The following is an 18,743-nucleotide window of genomic DNA, read 5'->3' on the forward strand; positions in this document are numbered from 1 at the left end:
AACGGCCGCGGGCCCCGCCGTACGGTTCTCGACGGCGGGGCCCGCGGCGGGTCCGGCAGCCCCGTTGGGCCGGGTGGACCCGGTGGGTCAGTCCAGGACGCTGCCCGCCTCCTGCCGGTCGGCCCGGGAGCGGCGGTAGTCCGCGACCGCGTAGACCCGGTGCAACCAGCGGTCGGTGCCGTCGTAGCGGGGCGCGTAGGACGTCCGCCCGTGCACGACCAGCCGGTTGTCGACCACGGCCAGGTCGCCCGCGGTGAGGGCGAGCGCCTGGGTGGCCCGCTCGAAGGCGGCGTTCAACTCCGCCATGGCGCGCCGGGCGCCGTCGTCCAGGGCGTGCGTGGCGTTGAAGTCGACCAGCACGTCCGGGTCTTCGGGCGCGCCCCGCAGGATCGCGTGGACCGGCGGCGGAACGCTCCCGGAGCCGCCGAACGACGGCGGCGCCTCGGTCATGAAGCGTTCCTCGCACAGCGTCCGGCGGGCCTCCCCCGACAGCATCGGCAGCGCCCGGCGGACCGACGCGGTGCACAGCCGGGCGTCCCCGGTCGGGTCGGTGCGCAGGCACAACAGGCCCAGGTAGTCGGGGCGGTTGCGGTGGAAGGCGTTCTCGGTGTGCATCTGGAGGCGCACCGAGCCCGCGTTGCTCTGCTGCCGCTCCTGGCCCGCCACCGGCACCACGTCCTGCACCAGCGCGCCGGACTTCTCGCTGCGGTAGGCCACCACCTCGCCGAGCTGGAGCAGGACCATGGCGACCGCGCCGGCGGCCGTGGTCGCGGTCCGCTGCACCGACCCGAGCGCGGTCGGGGTCGCCGGCAGCTCCGCGTGGATGGGCAGGTTGCGGACCAACAGGACGCCCTCGGGACCCGCGTCGTACCTGAACTCCCGTATGGAGTCGAGGAGTTGGCGAGGCAACCGGACGGCGGCGGCGCGGGCCGCGGCGAGCCACGCTGGACTGTCCAGCACCCCGGACGCGGCCCGACCGAGCTCCTCGGCCAGCAGGGCGACCTCCTCGCGCTGGGAGTCGGTGAGCACCACCGCCGCCTCGGTCAGGGCGGGGAAAGAGCTGGTCTTGATCATGGATCACATGCCTTCTCACGGAAGCCGTGCGAGCACCCCGCCGGCGGCCGACGGCCGCCCGTTCAAAGGATTTCCGGGCCGTTCCCGCGATTTCCACGGGCCCCTCTTGCGGATCGCACGGGCGCACTGGGACGGCGTCAGGATAAATGTCCCCGAGCGGGCCGGCACAGGGGAATTCTCGAACCGTTCCCGGGCGCCCGGCGACCCGTCAGAAACGTCTGCACGCCGGCGGATTCCTGTCCCGCCAGCGGGACACCGAACAATGCACGCACTTCCGCCCCGGTCGCTTTCTGGGGCACACTCACCGAGAACCGCTTCGGCCCAACGCGCCAGTCCGCCGCCGAAGTTCGGGTATTTCCGTTCCCCCGCCGTCGGTCGGCCTTCCAGGAGCATGTATGTCGAGCAAGTTCCCATGCCGTATCTGTGCCGCTCCGGTACAGGAATTCTTTGACTTCGGCCGCCAGCCCCTGTCCGACGCCTTCCCGGCCCCGGACGCGGACCTCACCGAGGAGTTCTTCTACCGGCTGGCCGTCGGCGTCTGCGGCTCCTGCACCATGGTGCAGTTGATGGAGGAGGTCCCGCGGGACCGGATGTTCCACGAGGAGTACCCGTACTTCTCCTCCGGTTCGTCCTTCATGCGGGAGCACTTCGAGAACCTGGCCAAGCAGTTGCTGGCCGACGAGCTCACCGCGGACGACCCGTTCATCGTCGAACTGGGCTGCAACGACGGCGTGATGCTCAAGGCCATCGCCGACCACGGCGTGCGCCACCTGGGCGTCGAGCCGTCCGCCAGCGTGGCCGACGTCGCCGCGGCCAAGGGCATCCGGGTCCGCAAGGCGTTCTTCGAGGAGGCCACGGCGCGGCAGGTGCGCGCCGAGGACGGCCCGGCCGACGTCATCTACGCCGCCAACACCCTGTGCCACATCCCGTACATGGACTCGATCCTGGCCGGCGTCCGGGCGCTGCTGAAGCCCACCGGCGTCTTCGTCTTCGAGGACCCCTACCTCGGCGACATCGTCGAGCGCACCTCGTTCGACCAGATCTACGACGAGCACTTCTACTTCTTCACCGCCCGCTCCGTGCGGGAGATGGCCCGCCTCAACGGCCTGGAGCTGGTGGACGTCGAGCGGCTGACGGTGCACGGCGGCGAGGTCCGCTACTTCCTCGCGCCCGCCGGGCAGCGCACCCCGTCGCCGGCGGTGGCCGCGCTCGTCGCCGAGGAGGAGCGGCGCAAGCTGTCCGACCTCGCCACCCTGGAGGCGTTCGGCGCCAACGTGCACACGATCCGCGAGGACCTCGTGACGCTGCTGACCACGCTGCGCGACAAGGGCAAGTCCGTGGTCGGCTACGGCGCGACCGCCAAGAGCGCCACGGTGACCAACCTCTGCGGCATCGGCCCGGACCTCGTCCCGTTCGTCTGCGACACCACGCCCGCCAAGCAGGGCCGGCTCACCCCGGGCACCCACATTCCGGTCCGGACCCCGGAGGCGTTCTCCTCCGCATATCCCGACTACGCCCTGCTCTTCGCCTGGAACCACGCCGAGGAAATCATGGCGAAGGAAAAGGAATTCCGCGACGCCGGCGGCAAGTGGATTCTCTACGTCCCGACCGTGCACGTGGTGTGAGGGGTGCGGTCCGAGCCACACCACAGGAATATCCAAGACCAACAGGGAGAGCGATGAAGGGAATTCTGCTGGCCGGTGGCAGCGGCACTCGGCTGTACCCCTCGGCCCTGGCGACGTCCAAGCAGCTCCACGCGGTCTACGACAAGCCGTTGGTTTACCACCCGCTTTCGGTACTGATGCTGGCCGGAATCCGGGAGATCCTGGTGATCTCGACGCCGACGAGCATTCCCCCGCTGCAGGCGCTGCTGGGCGACGGCTCGCACCTCGGGCTCACGATCACCTACGCCGAGCAGACCGCACCGCGGGGCATCGCGGAAGCACTCATCATCGGCGCGGACCACATCGGCGACGACCCCTTCGCGCTGATCCTCGGCGACAACATCTTCCACGGCGCCGGATTCCCCCGGATCCTGCGCAACGCCCGCAACGACCTGGACGGCTGCACGCTGTTCGGCTATCCGGTCTCCGACCCCGAGCGCTACGGCATCGGCGAGACCGACGCCGACGGCAACCTCGTCGCCCTGGAGGAGAAGCCGCTCAGCCCGCGCTCCAACAACGCGATCACCGGCCTGTACTTCTACTCCCCGGACGCGGTGGAGATCGCCCGCGGGCTGACCCCCTCGGCCCGCGGCGAACTGGAGATCACCGACGTCAACCTGGCCTACCTCAAGGAGGGCCGGGCCCGACTCATCCGCCTCGGCCGCGGCTTCACCTGGCTGGACGCGGGCACCCACGACTCGCTGCTGGCGGCCAGCCAGTACGTGCACGTCATGGAGAGCCGGCAGGGCGTCCGGGTGGCCTGCATCGAGGAGATCGCGCTGCGCATGGGCTACATCGACGCGGAACACTGCCACCGCCTCGGCGAGCGGATGGGCAACTCGGGCTACGGCCAATACCTCATGCAGGTCGCCCAGTTCGCCGCCTGACCGCGGAACCGCCCGTCAACCGGGCGTCATCACAGGGAGTTTGCGTGGCCTATCAGAAGCTGACCCCGACGCAACTGCTGTCGTCGGGGATCGGCGCACCGGACGTCGCCGAGCGCGCCTGGTGCGTGCGGTGGGACGAGGCGCCCGACGCGGCGGAGCTGGTCGCCGGCGCGCTGCCGCCGGTGCTCGACTTCCACACCTCCGGCAGCACCGGACCGAGCCGGTGCTGGCAGCGCACCCGCGCGCACGCCTGGGCCGAGGCCGGCACGCTCGCCGACCTCCTCCGGCCGGACGCGCCGGGCGCGGTGGTCTCCTTCGCCCCGCCGGTGCACGTCTACGGCGCGCTGGCCACGCTGTTGCTGCCGGCCAGGCTCGGCGTCCCGGCGTGGTACCGACCGGGCTACCTCGGCGCCCTGCCGGACCCCGGCTGCCGCCGGATCGCCATCGTCGCCACGCCGTGGATCTTCTCCCTGCTGCTGCGGCACCTGGACTGGGTCCGCTCCTTCGAGCACGTCACCGTCCTCTACAGCAGCGCGATGCTGCCCGCCGAGGCCGGCACCTTCCTCGCGCAGGCCGGCCCCGGGCGGGCGGCCATCGTGGAGCTGCTCGGCTCCACGGAGACCGGCGGCATCGCCACCCGCCGCTGGAGCCGCGGCGCCCCGCCCGCCTGGACGCTCTTCCCGGACGTCACCTTCGCCCCCGACCAGGACCGCACCACGACCGACGGGACGACGACCGGCGGGGCAGCCACCGACGGGACGGCGCCCGCGCCCCGTGAGACCGGCGTCCCGCTGGTGATCCGCAGCCCCCGCCTGGCCAACCGCCCCGGCGAACCGCGCCCGCGGCAGTGGCGCACCGGCGACCTCGTCGAGCCGTTGGACGCCCGCACGTTCCGGCTCCTGGGCCGCGTCGGCCGCCTGGTCAAGGTGAACGGGCAGCGGATCAACCTCGACGAGGCCGAGCACGCCCTGCGCGCCCGGCTCGACTGCGCGGACCTGGCGCTCGTCCCGGTCGACGACCCCATGATCGGCGAGCACGTCGACCTCCACGTCGTCCCCCGGCCCGGTGCCGGCCCGGACGCCCTCGATCTCTCCGCGGCCCGCGCCGTCCTCGGCGCCCGCCCGCGGAAGGTGCACACGGTGCCCGACCTCAAGCGGTCCGCAATGGGCAAGTTGCAGCACCTCACGACCTCCTCAACCCACCGAACCCAGGGATAGCAACGTGACTCTGACCCCCACGTCGGCCCCGGCACCGGCCGACGGCGACCGCAGTGACCTGCCCAGCCTGGACAGCATCGTCGAGGCCGCCGCCTGGACCGCCAAGCTGGGCCCGCTCACCGACGCGGACGTGGCCCGGATGGACCGCTCCGGCGCCACCGTCGACGCGTACCTGGCCGAGGGCAAGCCCGTCTACGGGCTGACCCAGGGCTTCGGCCCGCTGGTGACCTACTCCGCCACCTCCGAGCTGGAGCAGGGCAGTTCGCTCATCTCCCACCTGGGCACCGCGCAGGGCCGCCCGCTCGACCCGGACACCTCCCGCCTGGTGTTCTGGCTGCGGCTGAACAGCATGCGCAAGGGCTTCTCCGCCGTCTCCACCGACTTCTGGCAGCGGCTGGCCGACCTGTGGAACGCCGGCTTCACCCCGGTCATCCCGCGGGACGGCACGGTCAGCGCGAGCGGCGACCTCCAGCCGCTGGCGCACGTGGCGCTGGCCTGCGCCGGCCAGGGCGAGGCGTGGGTGCGCGACGCACAGGGGCAGTGGGCCCAACGACCGGCCGTCGAGGCCCTCGCCGAGCTGGGTGCCGAGCCGCTCGTCTGGCCGGTGCGCGAGGCGCTCGCCTTCGTCAACGGCACCGGCGTCGGCCTGGCCGTCGCCCTCCGCAACCAGCGCTCGGCCGTCCTCCTCGTCCGCGCCGTCGCCGCCCTCACCACCCGCCTGACGGCCCTGCTCGGCGGCAACGCGGAGCACTACGACGAGGGCGTCGGCCAGGCCCGCAACCAGCTCGGCCAGCTCACGGTGGCCCGCTGGATCCGCCGCGACCTGCCCGCCGACCACCGCCGCGACGAGCGCCGCCCGCTCCAGGAGCCCTACAGCCTGCGCTGCGCCCCGCAGGTGCTCGGCGCCGTCCTGGACCAGCTGACCGTCGCCGGCGAGTTCCTGCTCCGCGAGGCCAACGGCTGCACCGACAACCCCCTCACCTACGAGGACCGGGTGCTGCACGCCGGGAACTTCCACGCCATGCCGGTCGGCTTCGCCTCCGAACAGACCGGCCTGGCCATGCACATGGCCGCCTACCTGGCGGAGCGTCAGCTCGGTCTGGTGGTCAACCCCACCACCAACGGCGACCTCCCGATCATGCTCACCCCCCGGGCCGGCCGCGGCTGCGGTCTGGCCGGCGTGCAGATCAGCGCGACCTCGTTCATCTCCCGGATCCGCCAGCTCGTCACCCCCGCCTCGCTGACGACGCTGCCGACCAACGGCTGGAACCAGGACCACGTCCCGATGGCGCTCAACGGCGCGAACGGCGTCACCGAGGCCCTGGAGCTGGGCTGGCTCGCCGTCGGCTCGCTCGCCCTGGCCGCCGCCCAACTGGCCGTGATGACCGGCACGGAGGCGGACGCCACCGGCGTCTGGGCCGAACTCGCCCGGATCTCCCCGGCGTTGGAGGCCGACCGCCCGATGGCCGCCGAGGTCCGCGCCGCCGCCGAGCTGTTCCAGGACCACGCCCGGGCCCTGCTGACCGCCGGCGACTGACCCCACGGACCGCGGGCGCCCGTCCCCCGCCGGGCGCCCGCCCCCGACGCCCACGAGAGAAGGAGACCACCCCGCGATGACTGGTTGGGGGATCACCCTCCCGCTGACCGGCGTGCCCCTGCCGGCCCACCGCGCACTCGTCGAGCGCCTTCCCGACCTGGGCTACACCGGCGTCTGGACGGCCGAGACCGCCGGCGCCGACGCCTTCTCGCCCCTGGTGCTGGCCTCCCAGTGGTCGTCCCGGCTGCGGCTGGGCACCGCGGTGGCCCCGGTGTTCACCCGGGGCCCGGCCCTGCTGGCGATGTCCGCGGCGGCCGTCGCCGACTGCGCGCCCGGCCGGTTCGCCCTCGGCATCGGCGCCTCCTCCCCCGGCGTCGTCCAGGACTGGAACGGTCTCGCGCACACCCGCCCGTTCGCCCGGACCCGGGACACCCTGCGCTTCCTGCGCACCGCCCTGGCCGGGAAGCCGGTGACCGAGCAGTACCCCACGTTCGGGGTGCGCGGCTTCCGGCTGGAGCGGCCGCCGGCCACGCCCCCGCCGATCCTGCTGGCCGCGCTGCGCCCCCGGATGCTGCGCCTGGCCGCCGAGGAGGCGGACGGCGCGATCACCAACTGGCTGGCCCCCCACGACGTGCCGACGGTCCGGGCCGCGCTCGGCCCCGGCCCCGAACTCATCGCCCCGGTCTTCGTGTGCGTCACCGAAGACGCCAGGGCGGCCCGCCGGTTGGGCCGGATGATGATCGGCAGCTATCTCACCGCGCCCGCCTACCGGGCCTTCCAGGACTGGCTCGGCCGCACCGAACCGCTCGCCGCGCTGCACCGGGCCTGGGACACCGGCGACCGCTGGCGCGCGCTGCTGGCCGTCCCCGACGAGGTGGTCGACGAACTGATCGTGCACGGCAGCCCGGACGCCTGCCGCGCCCGCATCCGGCAGTACGTCGCCGCCGGCCTGGACACCCCCGTGCTCGCGCTGCTCCCCACCGACGACGGCGACCCCGTCGCACAGGTCGAGGCGCTCGCCCCGGACCGGGACTGACGACGTGCTCGCCACCCTCCTGCCGGACCACGTCGCGGCGGCGGAGTCCTACGGCGACGACCCGGCCGCCGCGCTCTTCCCCGAGGAGCGGCAACTGGCCGCCGCCATGCGGCCGGAGCGCCGCCGGGAGTTCGCCACCGCACGGCACTGCGCCCGCCGCGCCGGCCTGCGCCTCGGCGTTCCCCCGGGCCCCCTGCTCCCCGGTCCCGGCGGCGCCCCGCACTGGCCGGCCGGGATCGTCGGCAGCCTCACGCACTGCCACGGCTACCGCGCCGCGGCGCTGGCCCGCCGCGCCGGCGCCCGCGCCATCGGCATCGACGCCGAACCCCACCGACCGCTGCCGCCCGGCATGTTGGCCCGCATCGCGCTCCCGGAGGAACGCGCGAACCAGCGCGCCCTACGGGAGACCGACGCCGCGGTGTGCTGGGACCGGCTGCTGTTCTGCGCCAAGGAGGCGGTCTACAAGGTGTGGTCGCCCCTGACCCGGGCCTGGCTCGGCTTCCACGAGGCCACCATCGCCCTCCACCCGGCCGGCACCTTCCGCGCGCGCGTGCTCCGCACCCCGCCGGAGGACGCCGCGTCCGAAGTCCCCGCCGTCCTCCACGGCACCTGGCTGGCCGCGCCCCGCCTGCTGCTCGCGGCGATCGTCGTCCCGCCCGCCGCGCCGTAGCCTGCTGCCCCCGCCGCCAACCACCCCAGCCCACCGGCCCGTTCCGGTGCTCACGACAAGGTGCGCAACTCCCCATGACGACCCGGATACTCGTGACCGGCGGAGCCGGCTTCATCGGCTCCCACTACGTCCGCACGCTGCTCGGCCCGGACGGCCCCGGCGACGTGGCGCTCACCGTGCTCGACAAGCTCACCTACGCCGGCAACCCCGCCAACCTCGACGCGGTCCGCGCCCACCCGGGTTTCCGCTTCGTCCAGGGCGACATCTGCGACCCCGCGACCGTGCGCGCCCTCATGGCCGAGCACGACCAGGTGGTGCACTTCGCCGCGGAGTCGCACGTGGACCGGTCCATCGACGGCGGCGACACCTTCGTCCACACCAACGTCCTGGGCACCCACACCCTCGTCGCCGCCGCCCACCAGGCCGGCGTCGACACCTTCGTGCAGATCTCCACCGACGAGGTCTACGGCTCGATCGACGAGGGCTCCTGGCCCGAGACCCACCCGCTGCGCCCCAGCTCCCCCTACTCGTCGGCCAAGGCCTCCGGCGACCTGGTGGCCCTCTCCTACCACCACACCCACGGCCTGGACGTCCGCGTCACCCGCTGCTCGAACAACTACGGCCACCACCACTTCCCCGAGAAGGCCATCCCGCTGTTCATCACCCACCTCATGGACGGCCGGCAGATCCCGCTGTACGGGGACGGTGGCAACGTCCGCGACTGGCTCCACATCGACGACCACGTCCAGGGCATCGAGCTCGTCCGCACCCGCGGCCGCGCCGGCGAGGTCTACAACATCGGCGGCGGCACCGAACTGTCCAACCGCGAACTCACCGAGCTGCTGCTCGCGGAGTTCGGCGCGGACTGGGACACCAGCGTGCTGCCCGTCGCCGACCGCAAGGGCCACGACCGGCGCTACTCCGTCGACTGCACCAAGATCCGCGAGGAGTTGGGCTACGCCCCGCGGGTGCCCTTCGCCCAGGGACTCGCCGACACCGTGCGCTGGTACCGCGAGAACCGGGCCTGGTGGGAGCCCTTGAAGGCGCGAGCGGCGCTGTGACCGCCCCACAGCGGCGCCCCTGGCTGGTGACCGGCGCCGGGGGGATGCTCGCCCGGGACGTCCTCGACCACCTCGCCGCCGCCGGCCGCCCCGCGGTGGCCGCCACCCGCGCCGACCTGGACGTCACCGACCCGGAGGCGGTGCGCGCGGCGCTGGCCGCCCACCGCCCCTCCGTCGTGGTCAACTGCGCCGCCTGGACGGCGGTCGACGCGGCCGAGGAGCACGAGGCCCGGGCCCGCGCGGTCAACGCCACCGGCCCCCGCCTGCTGGCCGACGCCTGCCGCACCACGGGCAGCGTCCTGCTCCAGGTCTCCACGGACTACGTCTTCGACGGCCGCGCCCGGACCCCGTACCCGGAGGACGCCCCCACCGCCCCGCGCAGCGCCTACGGCCGCACCAAACTGGCCGGCGAACGCGCGGTCCGCGCCCTCCTCCCGGACACCGGCTACGTCGTGCGCACCGCCTGGCTCTACGGCACGGGCGGCCGCAACTTCGTCCGCACCGTCACCGAACTGGAACGCACCCGCCCCACCCTCGACGTCGTCAACGACCAGTGGGGCCAACCGACATGGACCGCCGACCTCGCCGCCCACCTGATCGAGTTGGGCGGACGCGCGCTGGCCGGCACCGCCCCCGCCGGCGTCTACCACGGCACCAGCGCCGGCGCGACCACCTGGTTCGCCCTCTGCCGGGAGGTCTTCCGCCTGCTCGGCGCCGATCCGGATCGGGTCCGCCCCATCATCGGCGACCGCTTCCCCCGCCCCGCACCCCGCCCCGCCTACAGCGCCCTCGCCCACGACCGCTGGCGCGCCGCCGGCATGTCCCCGCTCCCCCACTGGCGCACCGCCCTGACCGAGGCGTTCCCCACCCTCCTCCGCCAGAAAGCCGAGAAGCCCGCATGCGACCCCTGTCCATAGAAGGCGCCTGGATCCACGAGCCGGAGGTCTTCGCCGACGCGCGCGGCAGCTTCCACGAGTGGTTCCGCAGCGACGCCTTCCGCGCGGCCACCGGCCGGCAACTCCCGCTCGCCCAGGCCAATCTCTCGGTGTCCCGGCGCGGCGCCTGCCGCGGCATCCACTTCGCGGACGTCCCCCCGGGCCAGGCCAAGTACCTCACCTGCGTCCGCGGTGCCGTCCTGGACGTCATCGTCGACGTCCGCACCGGCTCCCCCACCTTCCGCCAGTGGGAGATGGCCCGCCTCGACGACACCAACCACCGCGCCGTCTACCTCTCCGCGGGCCTGGGCCACGCCTTCCTGGCCCTCACCGACGACGCCACCGTCGTCTACCTCTGCTCCGAGGGCTACGCCCCCGAGCGCGAACACGGCATCCACCCGCTGGACCCCGAACTCGCCATCGCCTGGCCCTCCGACATCCCCCCGATCCTCTCCCCCAAGGACGCCGACGCCCCCTCCCTCACCACCCTCCACCACCGCGGCCTCCTCCCCGCCTACCCCACCGCCCCCACCCCGTGAAGCAACCCGCCCCACCCATGAAGCGGCCCCGTACCCAAACCCGGCGCCATATCGCCATGTTCAGCGTGGGGGCCCACGGGCACGTCAACCCGAGCCTCGACGTCATCCGCGCGCTCGTCGCCCGCGGCCACCGCGTCACCTACGCCATCCCCCCGTCCTTCGCCGACACCGTCGCCGCCACCGGCGCCGAGCCCCGGACGTACACCACCACGCTCCCCGCCCCCGACGACCCGGACGCCTGGGACGGCCAACTCCTCGACCACCTGCGGCTGTTCCTCGCCGACGCCGGCCGCGCCCTCCCCCAACTCCTCGCCGCCTACCGGGACGACCGCCCCGACCTGATCCTCTACGACCCGATGGCCTACGCGGCCCGCGCCCTCGCCGACCGCTGGCACATCCCCGCCGTCCAACTCTCCCCGCACGCCGTCCCCTGGGACGGCTACGAGGAGGACATCGCCGCCGAACTCGCCGCCCGGCCGCCCGGCGACACCACGCCCCCCGCCCACGCCTGGCTCGCCCAGACCGGCCTCGGCCCCGGCCGCGCCACCCGCCGCCCCGACCGCTGCCTGGCGCTCATCTCCACCCTCCTCCAACCCCACCCCGACCGCGTCGACCCCACCGTCTACACCTTCACCGGCCCCTGCTGGAACACCCACGCCCCCGACCCCCAACCCCCCTGGACCCGCCCCCCAGGAACCGACCGCAAACGCCTCCTCCTCATCTCCCTGGGCACCCTCCACACCCACGCCCCCGACTTCTACCGCGCCTGCGTCGCCGCCTTCGGCGGCCACCCCGACTGGCACGTCGTCCTCCAGACCGGCCGCGGCCCCGCCCTCCCCGACGCCCTCCCCACCAACGTCGAGGCCCACCCCTGGGTCCCCCAACGCTCCGTCCTCGACCAGGCCGACGCCTTCATCACCCACGCCGGCGCCAGCAGCGCCCACGAGGCCCTCGCCCGCGGCGTCCCGATGGTCACCGTCCCCCAGGCCGCCGACCAATTCGGCAACGCCGCCCTCCTCACCGGCCTCGGCATAGCCCGCCACGTCCCCAAAACCTCCGCCACCCCCGAAACCCTCCGCAACGCCGTCCTCACCCTCCTCAACGACCCCTCCCTCCCCCACCACACCACCCGCATCCTCAACCACCTCTCCACCGAACCCGGCACCCCCCGGGCCACCACCCTCATAGAGTCCGCACTCCCCCAACCCCCATCACAAAAAAGCCCAGACCAGACATCAACTGTCTGACCTGGGCTTTCCAGTGGAGCCGCCTTCGGGATTCGAACCCGAGACCTACGCATTACGAGCTCAAGATCGTTCTTGACAGGTAGTCCCGCCAGGTGCCGCCGCATGGCGGTTTATGCAGGTCAGAGCCCTGCGGTGCCCCAATGACTGTCACCTCGTGACAGCCGCTCCGGAGCCGTACGGGCACGCAATGGGCGCGCAATGACACTCTCATGACCTGCGCCTTTGAGAACAAGGGAGGATACGAACCTTCCCCGACGCTGCGTGCCCACGCAGCGTCAGAAGGGCCGCGCGGCACACGCCGCGCGGCCCTTCTGATTGTGTGCACCTGGCCGGCTATGCCGCGCGGCACTGCTGCGGCACGCGCTTTCCGCGCCACTGGTGGACCAGGTGACCTTCCTCGATCAGGTGGCGGAAGTACATGACCATTTCATCGCGCGCCTCCTCCGTCATGGCACCGCGGGCGACGACGAAGGTGAGCTTGCCCTTGCCCTCTACGAGCAGGACCTGCCCACCGCCGGGCAGCTCGTCAACGAACGTGATGTCCACAGGCGTGGTCAAAAGGCCCCCTCAACGATCCAGGTACGCATAACGGCGACAGGTGTCACACAACGCAAAGATCACCTTATCGGAGGTATCTGACACTCACTCGGGTTTGGGCTGTTAGGCTCCTCGGCAAAGCACGCCTTGGAGCCGGCGGTACGGCGTCAGTCAGTCGATCGGCTGCGCGCAAACGCCTCAACCATGGCCTTGAGCTGGCGCCGTTCGGCTTCGGTCATCTCCCCGAGATAGGCAACGAGGGCGCGCGCATCCCCGTCTTCGCTCCACACTTCAGAGACGATGCCCATGAACTGCGCGCCCGCCGCCTCTTGGATGATGGGTAGCGGCAGTTCCAAACCGGCCGCCAGCGCCCGAAGCCCCGGGAGCTGGGGCGGGATGACTGGCTCGCGCGTCTCTAGCCGGTGCAGCCATCCGACTTTGAGCTGTTCGCCGGTTTCCGGATCGGCACATCGGTCGGCAAGCGTTCGGAGTCCTAGTTTGAGTTCGACTCGTCGGTCTCGCACGAGGTCCGATAGATCCGTTCGCTGTATCTGATCAGACACGACTCATCCCGTCCCCCCATGGTTGGCGTGTCGCCCTCGTCGAGCGGGCCATCACTTCACGTCGCACTCTGCCCACGCTGGCCGCATGGGCGTTTCATGCGATGGACAGTGCGTACAACATAATAGACGAAGTTGGTACGCACTCTTTCATTTGCAGTACTCGACTCCCCGCTCTCCACCTCCGCCTTCCGACTGACATAGCCGGTATTCCAGGCATGCTGCAGCGCCCGGGCTTCCGGTAAACGGCGGCCGGGTGGGCGATCCTGACCCCGTGGACGGGCGCAGGGCCCGGTCAGCCAACACCGGTGCGGAGGTGACCCGATGACCACCGAGCCGCCGCCGGCGCGCTCCGCCGTGGAGATCCAGGAGGTACGCCGGATCCGCCTGGTCGAGGTACCGACGCCGCCCCTGTCGCCCCAAGAACAGCACGCCATGGACCACGCCTGGAGTGAGGCGATCCAGGCCAACCCTGACCTCTTCGACGGGCCAGTGGCGGCCTGCACGCAGTTGACGCGGACTGGCCCGCACGACGTGACCATCTCTTGGGCGCGCACGACCTACCGGCGCTACGTTCCCCGACGGGGCCCGAGCGCGACTCCTGACCTGTCGGCTCTGTTCGTCGCCGTCGTGCAGCCGACCGAGGACGGCCGGCTGCTGGTGGGGCGAATGGCCTCCTGGACGGCCACGCCCGGGCGTTGGCAACTGCCAGGCGGCTCCATCGAACCGCCCGCTCCCCACCAGCCCCTCGATGCGTCGGCCCTCCAAGGGCATGCCACCCGTGAACTGTCCGAGGAGACCGGCGTCGACACGCCGCCCGGCGACCTGACCCTGCGGCTGATGCTGCGGTGTGCGCGCGGCAGCGTCGGGGTGGTGTTCCAGGCCCCCGAACGGCCCGCACGGTGGTTGCGCGAACGCCATGCGGCCCTGGCGTCTACGGAAGCCGAGCGAGGCCACGGTTCGGAGTTCGACCGGGTCCAACTGGTGGGCTCAACAGATGAATTGGATGGCTTAGGCGGATCGCGCGCCATCTACCTGACGCAGGTCGCGCGCCGCTACTGGCGCCCCTGAGCGGCCATGCAACGAGAATCCGCCCGCCCGAGGAGTCCACACTTGTCCCGCCCCCCGGCCCGAGCGGGACGGGAACGAGAGGTCGCCGCATGGAGATCCGCCAGCCAGGGCCGAGCGCTCTCCACTCCCGAAATCACGACGAAGCGACAAGCGCCCCTCCACAACGGATCACGAGTGAGCTTGCCAAGGGCTTCGGTTCCCCCATTGCTCCGACATGGGGGCGGTAAACACCCACACCACATAGCGTCGAAGAACACCAACCGTTCATCTCGATAGACGAAACGTTTACGCTATGCCATGATCGCGATGTTCATCGAGATAAACACGCTGCTTACGGGAGTGAACGTGCCCCCTTCCCTGCCCATGTACCAGCTGGTCGACCCGAACCTGCTGCGCGCGCTGATGCGCCGCACCGGAACCGGAGCACCGGTAACCATCCGCAGCTTGGCCGACGAGGTCGGTTGCAGTCACAGCACCATCGGAAACCTGCTCGTCGAGCAGCAGCGCAGCGTTTCGGCCGCGACCGCGCATGCCATCGCCTGCGTGATCGGTGTCGACGTGCTGATTCTGTTCGCGCCCACCGGGCGCGCGGTTCCCGCCGTTGGTGTCACACCGGCGCAGGCCGCCGCACACGTGGAGGTCGCCGCATGAACCGCATCGCACGCTCCGAGAGCAGCCCGTTCGACACGATCCGGTACACCGGTGAGGGCGATGAGCACTGGTACGCCCGTGAGCTGATGTCCCACCTCGGCTACGAGAAGTGGGGGCGATTCGAGGACGCCATCAAGCGCGCCGCCCTAGCTATCGAGAACACTGGCGTTTCCGCAGGTCAGCACGTGGATTCCCGGCGCCGGGAAGTCACGTGGGACGACCCCGCAGCCTTTGGCGGCAAGAGGCGCAGCATCCGCACGGACTATCGGCTCACTCGCTACGGCGCCTACATGATCGCAATGAACGGGGACCCGCGGAAGCCTGAGATTGCAGCAGCGCAGACGTATTTCGCCGTCAAGGCGCGCGAGGCCGAGCTGCGCCCAGCCACCGCAGCGGTCGACCTGTCACCGGCCGGAGTGCTGGCGATGGCCGAGCAGTTTGCCGATACCGCCCGCGCCCTGGTCGAACAGAGCGAGCGCGTAGCCGAGTTGGAGCCGAAGGCCGCCGCGCACGACGCCTATCTCGCTGCGCATGACTCTGACCGTCTTGTGCGGGAGGTCGCCAAGTTGCTTGGGGTCAAGGAACGGTGGCTGCGTCACTTTCTGATCGACGAGGGGCTGATCTACCCCAAGACCGCGCCGTGCGGGCACCGCTACTACGACTTCTACACCGCAAACCGTCGGCACTTCCGGGCCGTTGAGACGCTCGTCGGACACACCTTGATCGGTTCCTGCGCCCACTACACCCTGCGCATCACCCCACGTGGTGTCGAGCTGATCCGACAGCGCCTCATCCGTGCCGGTCACCTCGCCTCGGATGCCGGCGGAGAGGTGGCTGCATGACGTCCGCTGTTACGCCGACTGGTGTTGTCGTTGCTCCGCCGGGTCTTGAGCGGGCGGAGTGGCTGCGGGTGCGTCGTACGGGCGTTGGCGGCTCGGAGGTTGGCGCGGTGCTGGGGATGAGCCAGTACGTGTCCCCGCGCGAGGTCTACCTCGACAAGGTCGGTGAGCTCCCGCTCGACCGTCCTCGCGACCCGGACCTCGACGAGGCCGCGTTCTGGGGGCACGTCCATGAGCCGATCATCGCCGCGGTGTTCGCCGAGCGGACCGGCCTTGGTGTCGTCGAGGGCCCGGGGACGCTTGCGCACGTCGAGCGCCGGTGGATGCTGGCCAACGTCGACCGGTACGTGCTCGCTCCGGGTGAGTCGGTGCCGTCGAGCCTGTTGGAGATCAAGACGCGGTCCGCCTTTCAGCTCGACGAGTGGCTCGCCGGGGTGCCGGACGGGCCGGCGCTGCAAACGCACTGGTACCTCGCCGTCACCGGGTATGCGTACGCGCACGTCGCCGCGCTGCTCGGGGGAAACCGCCTGATCATTCACCGCGTCGAGCGCGACGAGGGGCTCGTCGAGCATCTCGTCGCCCTGGTAGGCGAGTTCTGGCAGCACGTGCAGAACCGCACCGCGCCGCCGGTCGATGGCAGCGAGGCGACCGAGCGTCTGCTCGGCCACCTCTACAACGTCCGGCCCAAGGCCGTGGCCGTGGCCGACCCGGGCGAGGTGCTGCCGCTGCTGGAGCGGCGCCGCGAGCTCAAAGAGCGCGCGGCCCGTGCCGAGTTGGAATTGCGCGAGGTCGACAACCGCCTGAAGGCTGCCGCCAGCGAGGCCGAGGTCGTCACGGTGCAGGGCCATGTCGCCTACACCTGGCGCCAGAACGGCCCGTTCGCGGCGAAACGGTTCGCCACCGCGCACCCGGACCTCGCCGCCCAATACCGGCGCCCGGCCGACGCCCTCGACGTCGACCGCCTCGCCGCCGAACACCCCGACCTCCACCGTCAGTTCCGGGCCCGCCGCCTGATCGTGAACACCCCGAAGGACACCGCAGCATGAGTACCAATCTTGCCGAGCGCGTCGCCAACAAGCGCAACGGGGCGCGCACCCTTGCCACCCAGCCCAATCGGCCCGAACAAACGCCAACGCTGGTGCAGTTCGTGCAACGGCTGCTCCCGGAAATCAAGCGTGCCCTACCGGAGCACGTCGGGGGCGCCGACCGGATCGGACGCATCGCGTTGACCGAACTGCGGCGCGTCGATCACCTCGCCGAGTGCACGCAAGAGTCTTTCGCCGGCGCGCTGATGACCTGCTCGGCCCTCGGCCTCGAACCGGGCGGCGTGTCCGGCGAGGCGTACCTGCTGCCCTTTTGGAACAAGAAGGTCCGGGCGTACGAGGTGCAGCTCGTGATCGGCTATCAGGGCATGATCAAGCTGTTTTGGCAACACCCCCTCGCCACCGGCCTCGACGCGCACACCGTGTACGAAGGCGACGAGTTCGCTTACGAGTACGGCCTCGAACCGAAGTTGCGCCACGTTCCCGCGCGCGGCTCGGCCAAGGGCCGGCCCACGCACTACTACGCCGTGGCGCGGCTGGCGAACGGCGGTAACGCGTTCGTCGTGCTCGATGTCGACGACGTCGAGGCCATCCGTAAACGCAGCAAGGCCAAGGACTTTGGGCCCTGGGCAACGGACTACGACGCCATGGCCCGCAAGACCGCCATCCGCCAGCTCTTCAAGACGATTCCCAAGAGTGCCGAGCTCGCACGGGCTGTTGCGCACGACGAGACCGTGCGGCGTGATGCGTCCGCCGAGGGCCTCGACACACCCGGCGAGTACTTCGAGGGCGAGATCGTCGAGCAGGCCCCGGCCGCCGTCGAGGACGTGCCCGCGGAGTTCTCCGGCTGGCCCGAGGCGGCCGAGCAGCCTGTCGAGCCTGCTGCGCAGTGATCCGCCGGCCGATCGCCTACCGGTGTCGGCACTGGGACGGGCCGGGGCGCCGGTACTGCGGCGCCCCGGACGCCCGCCGCTACGTCATCGGCAACCGATGCCGCAGCCACACCCCCGCCGCCCTCGCCGGCCACCCCGAACCCCCATCCGCCCCATCCCGCAGCCATCCGAGAGGAGCGCCGGCCCGTGCCGTGGTTCAAGATCGACGACAGCAGCCACACACACCCCAAGTTCGTCCGCGCCGGTAACGCCGCGCTCGGCCTGTGGCTGCGCTGCGGCGCCTACGCCGCCCAGCACCTGACCGAGGGCACGGTGCCCGGTGTCGTGGCGCAGATGTACGGAACCGCCCCGCAGGCAAGGAAGTTGATCGCGGTCGGTCTGTGGCACGAGCACGGCCACGAATGCCCGCGTTGCCCGCAGCCTGTGGCCGGCGACTACGTCGTGCATGACTACTTCGAGGGCGGGCGCAACGCCACCCGCGCCCAGGTCGACGCCGCCCGCCAAGGCGCCGCGGACCGCAAAGCGCGCAGCCGAACGCGCGCGAATCGAGGGCGAATCGACGACGAATCGGCCGCGAATCGCGAGCGAAACGATGGCCAATCGCCGACGAATCAGCCTCGAAACGCACCCCAGTTTTCGACAGAAACCGCAGGTCAGACGGGGGTGTCACACCGTGACCCTGTCGAGGGTGTCACAACCCCCCAAGCCAGCCCCAAGCCAAGCCAGTCCGTTACTTCCTACGGAAGTAACCAGCAAGCTAGCCCCGACGGCCCGCAGATCGCCGAACCCGTCCGCCCCCTGGTCGACGCCATGACCGCCGCCGGCATGTCCGTCTCCTGGGAACTCGCCCCGGCCGAATGGCTGTTGCTGCAAGCCCTGATGGAACGCTGCGGGGTCGCGACTCTCGTCGACCACGCCGGCGGTGCCTGGCAGGCCGCCCGCACCCGCCCCCGCAGCGTCCGGTACTTCCTGCCCGGCTGGCGCTCCCTGCCCACCACACCCACCACCAACGCCCCGGCACCCGGTCACGGCCCCAACGTCGTCCCGCTGCGCGCCGCCCGCCCCTCCACCACCGACCAACGCGTCCGCGACGGCCTCGACCTCGCGGCCCGACTCCGCCAACAGGAGGCCACCTGATGACCCCGGCCGACGCCGCCGAACTGCTTTCCCTGTGCGCCGCGTTCGACCGCCGCACCATCGGCGAAGCCGACGCCCACGCCTGGGCCCGCGCGCTGCACGACGTCCCCCTCGACGAGGACACCCGCACCGCCGTCGCCGAGCA

19 protein-coding genes are annotated in these 18,743 nt (G+C 71.6%); 16 read left to right on the plus strand and 3 right to left on the minus strand.

Annotated features, from left to right (window positions below; genetic code table 11):
* Positions 1–87 precede the first annotated feature (87 nt).
* Complete coding sequence (locus ACIQU6_RS33630) at positions 88–1,074, minus strand: TauD/TfdA family dioxygenase (protein WP_403485524.1); 987 nt, start codon at positions 1,072–1,074, stop codon at positions 88–90.
* Positions 1,075–1,469: 395 nt separating this feature from the next.
* Here ACIQU6_RS33630 and ACIQU6_RS33635 point away from each other — a divergent pair, with 395 nt between their 5' ends.
* The 10 genes from ACIQU6_RS33635 (at position 1,470) to ACIQU6_RS33680 (ending at position 11,867) form a co-directional block, all read left to right on the plus strand.
* Entirely contained in the window at positions 1,470–2,699 is a 1,230-nt protein-coding gene (locus ACIQU6_RS33635; RefSeq protein WP_403485525.1) for a methyltransferase domain-containing protein, read from the plus strand.
* Between the two features lie 53 nt (positions 2,700–2,752).
* Entirely contained in the window at positions 2,753–3,625 is an 873-nt protein-coding gene (gene rfbA / locus ACIQU6_RS33640) for a glucose-1-phosphate thymidylyltransferase RfbA (RefSeq protein ID WP_403485526.1), read from the plus strand.
* 44 nt (positions 3,626–3,669) lie between these two features.
* Positions 3,670–4,842, plus strand: coding sequence for an AMP-binding protein (locus ACIQU6_RS33645; protein ID WP_403485527.1), 1,173 nt, complete (start codon positions 3,670–3,672; stop codon positions 4,840–4,842).
* Positions 4,843–4,846: 4 nt separating this feature from the next.
* Complete coding sequence (locus ACIQU6_RS33650) at positions 4,847–6,379, plus strand: aromatic amino acid lyase (RefSeq protein WP_403485528.1); 1,533 nt, start codon at positions 4,847–4,849, stop codon at positions 6,377–6,379.
* A gap of 76 nt (positions 6,380–6,455) precedes the next feature.
* Positions 6,456–7,415 carry an LLM class F420-dependent oxidoreductase gene (locus tag ACIQU6_RS33655; protein WP_403485529.1) on the plus strand — a complete coding sequence of 320 codons (960 nt, stop codon included), beginning with the start codon at positions 6,456–6,458 and terminating at the stop codon, positions 7,413–7,415.
* A 4-nt stretch (positions 7,416–7,419) separates the two neighbouring features.
* Positions 7,420–8,085, plus strand: a complete 666-nt coding sequence (locus ACIQU6_RS33660) for a 4'-phosphopantetheinyl transferase (RefSeq protein WP_403485530.1) — start codon at positions 7,420–7,422, stop codon at positions 8,083–8,085.
* Positions 8,086–8,159: 74 nt separating this feature from the next.
* Entirely contained in the window at positions 8,160–9,146 is a 987-nt protein-coding gene (gene rfbB, locus ACIQU6_RS33665; RefSeq protein WP_403485531.1) for a dTDP-glucose 4,6-dehydratase, read from the plus strand.
* A complete protein-coding gene (gene rfbD, locus ACIQU6_RS33670; RefSeq protein ID WP_403485532.1) occupies positions 9,143–10,063 on the plus strand; it encodes a dTDP-4-dehydrorhamnose reductase in 921 nt (306 codons plus the stop codon). Before rfbB ends, rfbD begins: the two co-directional genes overlap by 4 nt.
* Entirely contained in the window at positions 10,045–10,620 is a 576-nt protein-coding gene (locus ACIQU6_RS33675) for a dTDP-4-dehydrorhamnose 3,5-epimerase family protein (RefSeq protein ID WP_403485533.1), read from the plus strand. The genes rfbD and ACIQU6_RS33675 overlap by 19 nt, the downstream gene beginning before the upstream one ends.
* A gap of 17 nt (positions 10,621–10,637) precedes the next feature.
* A complete protein-coding gene (locus ACIQU6_RS33680) occupies positions 10,638–11,867 on the plus strand; it encodes a macrolide family glycosyltransferase (RefSeq protein ID WP_403485534.1) in 1,230 nt (409 codons plus the stop codon).
* Between the two features lie 333 nt (positions 11,868–12,200).
* On the opposite strand, the gene ACIQU6_RS33685 is transcribed toward ACIQU6_RS33680, so the two are convergent.
* Complete coding sequence (locus tag ACIQU6_RS33685) at positions 12,201–12,413, minus strand: hypothetical protein (RefSeq protein ID WP_403485535.1); 213 nt, start codon at positions 12,411–12,413, stop codon at positions 12,201–12,203.
* Between the two features lie 158 nt (positions 12,414–12,571).
* Positions 12,572–12,967, minus strand: coding sequence for an XRE family transcriptional regulator (locus tag ACIQU6_RS33690; protein WP_403485536.1), 396 nt, complete (start codon positions 12,965–12,967; stop codon positions 12,572–12,574).
* Positions 12,968–13,288: 321 nt separating this feature from the next.
* Here ACIQU6_RS33690 and ACIQU6_RS33695 point away from each other — a divergent pair, with 321 nt between their 5' ends.
* From ACIQU6_RS33695 to ACIQU6_RS33720, 6 genes are all read left to right on the plus strand, one after another.
* Positions 13,289–14,035, plus strand: coding sequence for an NUDIX hydrolase (locus ACIQU6_RS33695; protein WP_403485537.1), 747 nt, complete (start codon positions 13,289–13,291; stop codon positions 14,033–14,035).
* A 297-nt stretch (positions 14,036–14,332) separates the two neighbouring features.
* Positions 14,333–14,686 (plus strand): helix-turn-helix domain-containing protein, encoded by a 354-nt coding sequence (locus ACIQU6_RS33700; RefSeq protein WP_403485538.1) that lies wholly within the window; start codon positions 14,333–14,335, stop codon positions 14,684–14,686.
* Positions 14,683–15,528: a phage antirepressor KilAC domain-containing protein gene (locus tag ACIQU6_RS33705; protein WP_403485539.1), complete on the plus strand. Its 846-nt coding sequence runs from the start codon at positions 14,683–14,685 to the stop codon at positions 15,526–15,528. Before ACIQU6_RS33700 ends, ACIQU6_RS33705 begins: the two co-directional genes overlap by 4 nt.
* The gene (locus ACIQU6_RS33710; protein ID WP_403485540.1) at positions 15,525–16,571 is read left to right on the plus strand and encodes a YqaJ viral recombinase family protein; all 1,047 of its coding nucleotides are present in this window, start codon (positions 15,525–15,527) and stop codon (positions 16,569–16,571) included. Before ACIQU6_RS33705 ends, ACIQU6_RS33710 begins: the two co-directional genes overlap by 4 nt.
* Positions 16,568–17,461 carry a recombinase RecT gene (locus ACIQU6_RS33715; protein ID WP_403485541.1) on the plus strand — a complete coding sequence of 298 codons (894 nt, stop codon included), beginning with the start codon at positions 16,568–16,570 and terminating at the stop codon, positions 17,459–17,461. The genes ACIQU6_RS33710 and ACIQU6_RS33715 overlap by 4 nt, the downstream gene beginning before the upstream one ends.
* Before the next feature lie 186 nt (positions 17,462–17,647).
* Positions 17,648–18,598: a mucin-2 gene (locus tag ACIQU6_RS33720; protein ID WP_403485542.1), complete on the plus strand. Its 951-nt coding sequence runs from the start codon at positions 17,648–17,650 to the stop codon at positions 18,596–18,598.
* The last annotated feature ends 145 nt before the right edge of the window (positions 18,599–18,743 follow it).

The organism is Streptomyces sp. NPDC090442, from assembly GCF_044769405.1.
Taxonomy (GTDB): domain Bacteria; phylum Actinomycetota; class Actinomycetes; order Streptomycetales; family Streptomycetaceae; genus Streptomyces.

Bases quoted from the DNA above. Each gene is read 5' to 3' on its own strand.
- ACIQU6_RS33630 (WP_403485524.1), bottom strand. From the start codon at position 1,074: ATGATCAAGACCAGCTCTTTCCCCGCCCTGACCGAGGCGGCGGTGGTG.
- ACIQU6_RS33635 (WP_403485525.1), top strand. From the start codon at position 1,470: ATGTCGAGCAAGTTCCCATGCCGTATCTGTGCCGCTCCGGTACAGGAA.
- rfbA (WP_403485526.1), top strand. From the start codon at position 2,753: ATGAAGGGAATTCTGCTGGCCGGTGGCAGCGGCACTCGGCTGTACCCC.
- ACIQU6_RS33655 (WP_403485529.1), top strand. From the start codon at position 6,456: ATGACTGGTTGGGGGATCACCCTCCCGCTGACCGGCGTGCCCCTGCCG.
- rfbB (WP_403485531.1), top strand. From the start codon at position 8,160: ATGACGACCCGGATACTCGTGACCGGCGGAGCCGGCTTCATCGGCTCC.
- ACIQU6_RS33675 (WP_403485533.1), top strand. From the start codon at position 10,045: ATGCGACCCCTGTCCATAGAAGGCGCCTGGATCCACGAGCCGGAGGTC.
- ACIQU6_RS33680 (WP_403485534.1), top strand. From the start codon at position 10,638: ATGAAGCGGCCCCGTACCCAAACCCGGCGCCATATCGCCATGTTCAGC.
- ACIQU6_RS33695 (WP_403485537.1), top strand. From the start codon at position 13,289: ATGACCACCGAGCCGCCGCCGGCGCGCTCCGCCGTGGAGATCCAGGAG.
- ACIQU6_RS33700 (WP_403485538.1), top strand. From the start codon at position 14,333: ATGATCGCGATGTTCATCGAGATAAACACGCTGCTTACGGGAGTGAAC.
- ACIQU6_RS33705 (WP_403485539.1), top strand. From the start codon at position 14,683: ATGAACCGCATCGCACGCTCCGAGAGCAGCCCGTTCGACACGATCCGG.
- ACIQU6_RS33710 (WP_403485540.1), top strand. From the start codon at position 15,525: ATGACGTCCGCTGTTACGCCGACTGGTGTTGTCGTTGCTCCGCCGGGT.
- ACIQU6_RS33715 (WP_403485541.1), top strand. From the start codon at position 16,568: ATGAGTACCAATCTTGCCGAGCGCGTCGCCAACAAGCGCAACGGGGCG.